Source organism: Rummeliibacillus pycnus (assembly GCF_050459865.1).
GTDB lineage: Bacteria > Bacillota > Bacilli > Bacillales_A > Planococcaceae > Rummeliibacillus > Rummeliibacillus pycnus_B.
The window spans coordinates 1-2,384 of sequence record NZ_JBCMNM010000057.1; the positions used below are offsets into that span (position 1 = coordinate 1).

1 protein-coding gene, 1 rRNA gene and 1 pseudogene are annotated in these 2,384 nt (G+C 31.0%); 2 read left to right on the forward strand and 1 reads right to left on the reverse strand.

All coding sequences use genetic code 11. The features are described from left to right. The first annotated feature begins 4 nt into the window (after nucleotides 1-4). Nucleotides 5-121: ribosomal RNA gene (rrf, locus tag ABE048_RS12870) — 5S ribosomal RNA — on the forward strand. Nucleotides 122-417: 296 nt separating this feature from the next. On the opposite strand, the pseudogene ABE048_RS12875 reads toward rrf, so the two are convergent. Then, nucleotides 418-501 (reverse strand): annotated as a pseudogene (locus ABE048_RS12875) (DinB family protein); the annotation flags it as partial. Between the two features lie 216 nt (nucleotides 502-717). Between ABE048_RS12875 and ABE048_RS12880 the strand changes: the two are divergent. Continuing rightward, nucleotides 718-1,515, forward strand: coding sequence for a DUF2935 domain-containing protein (locus ABE048_RS12880; protein WP_430311667.1), 798 nt, complete (start codon nucleotides 718-720; stop codon nucleotides 1,513-1,515). The last annotated feature ends 869 nt before the right edge of the window (nucleotides 1,516-2,384 follow it).

Sequence of the window (2,384 nt, forward strand, 5' to 3'; positions counted from 1 at the left end):
ATAGTCTAGTAATGATGGCAAAGAGGTCACACCTGTTCCCATGCCGAACACAGAAGTTAAGCTCTTTAGCGCCGATGGTAGTTGGGGGCTGTCCCCCTGCGAGAGTAGGACGTTGCTAGGCAACTCAATAGAAATGAGAAGAAAACGTATTGTTTTCTTCTCATTTTTTTGTTGTATAAAAGTTTATATTGTATTAATGATGAATCAAAGAAAGTACATCTAAAGTTAGAATAACAATGCCAATATTTTTATGTATCGTCGTATATGTAGAAAGGTTCAGTAATGAAAATTTAAATGACGTTCTTTAACAACTTGATACCAGCGGAAGTTGTTTTGTTATTAAAATTGTATGACCTGTCTTCTGTGATCTTGTATGTCGGCAATGGGTCTCTCTTTTTGATGGTAATAATGGTTTAATATGTATGATTTAGCGTAATCAGATGCTCTTTTATTGTGTGTATCAAAATCAGGAAATTCCATTCCTTTTTCGTTTTGTACTGATGTATTTTCCTTTTTAGTAAGGGAATATTATTATCGCGTAAATAGAAAGAAATAGAGGGCTGATTAATTACCCAAATATTTGTCGTAGATCCGATTTTCTTGTTATATTTACATGAATTTGTTAATAAGAATAAAGTAATACTGCTTTTAATAGGAGGGTTTGGATTGAGTGGAGATGAAAAGTTATTACATCCTGATACAGGTGTTACATCTTTAATGTTTGTTGAACGATCGTTGAATGAAATTCGGTTTTGGTCTAGGATCATGAAAGAACATTCTTTATTTCTTCGATTAGGTTTTAGGGCAGAGGATACTCAACTAATCCAAGAAGCTAATCAATTTTACAAATTGTTTGAACAGATAGAACAAACTGCTTATTTATTTAACAATCAATCAGATCCAAATCAAATTAGAGAATTTAATTCAGAGGTACAACAAGCTGCAAGTAGTATTTTCTTCTTTAAGCGGAAAGTATTAGGGCTAATTCTCACATGTAAATTGCCAGGGGGAAATAATTTTCCGCTATTAGTTGATCATACAAGTAGGGAAGCCAATTATTTTAGAAAACGATTAGTTGAATTAAATGAAGGTAAAATGAATTCACTGCCGGATGCTATTATTAAAGAAAATGTCTTCTTTTTAAGAATTATGGCTGACCATGCTAAATTTATAGGTCATCTGCTTGATCCGTCTGAAAGGAAGCTAGTTGATATGGCCAAAGATTTTAGCAATGATTTTGATCAATTAATGTATCAGGCGAGGGACTTAGAATCTATGAAGCCACAATCTCAAACGGTTCCTCTTTTAGATCAATTCTTGGATCAAAATCGTGTGTCAGTCGCATCTCTTCGGGATTTCAAAAAAACGGCACGGGATTTAATTGAGCAATGTAAAATAAAGAGCATCATTCATCCACTGTTAGCAGACCATGTATACCGTGAAGCCGATAGATTTCTTGAAATAATTGATATGTTTGATGCTCACCTTACAAGTGGGAAACCATCAAATAGTTAGAATGATTGAAAGTTGTACTTTTCGAGAAATTCAATTGAATGTAGGGACAATGCTGCTATTAAACTATTTCATGCTTAAGAATAATTTTTGGTGCGTTGTGATTGCAATGTATAAAGATAGGTCTAGACTTATTTGTGAAATGTATAATAACAGCATCTGCATAGACTTATCGTACATAAAAAAGAATGATAAAGTTTTTGCAAGATGATGATCGTCTATTAGCAAATTAAAAGATAGAAAATTATTAACTTAATAATAAGATCTTAAATAGATCAAGCGGTTCTAAAGTTAAAATGACTAAAGAACCGCTTTTTGTTTTGATCGATAATGGGGAAAAGTGTATTGGATATTATATAAGAAAATACTAATCTCTCATGGCTGTAATTAAATTAATAAAATTGCTGCTAATGTATGGTAAGTTGAATGGAGGATACCTGGTCCAATATTAAGCTATATAAAGCTTATAATATAAATAGAAGAGAAACTTTATTAATACGAATAGATTTGAGTTTTTATTTAATATTTTCATAAGAAAAGTATAAAAAGTATTGACTGTAATGCATATAAATGATAATATAATTAAGTCGCTTAATCAAAACGACAAAAAATGATATTAATCTTCTAATAACGACAAATTATTGTTGACATTAAGTTAGTATCACGATATACTAATTAAGTCGCTATAACAAATAGCGAAATGGAATTAAATCTTTTTAAAAACTTATTGACAAAACAATTAGATTTTGATAAGATATAAAAGTTCGCTACTGAGTGAACTAAATATGAACCTTGAAAACTGAACAAGCAAGACGTTAATCAATAAACTTTGTTTACTAACTTCTGTTAGTGACAAGGACAAACAATAGATA

Excerpts from the sequence above, each read along its gene's own strand:
- ABE048_RS12880 (WP_430311667.1), top strand. The coding sequence starts at position 718 with ATGTTTGTTGAACGATCGTTGAATGAAATTCGGTTTTGGTCTAGGATC.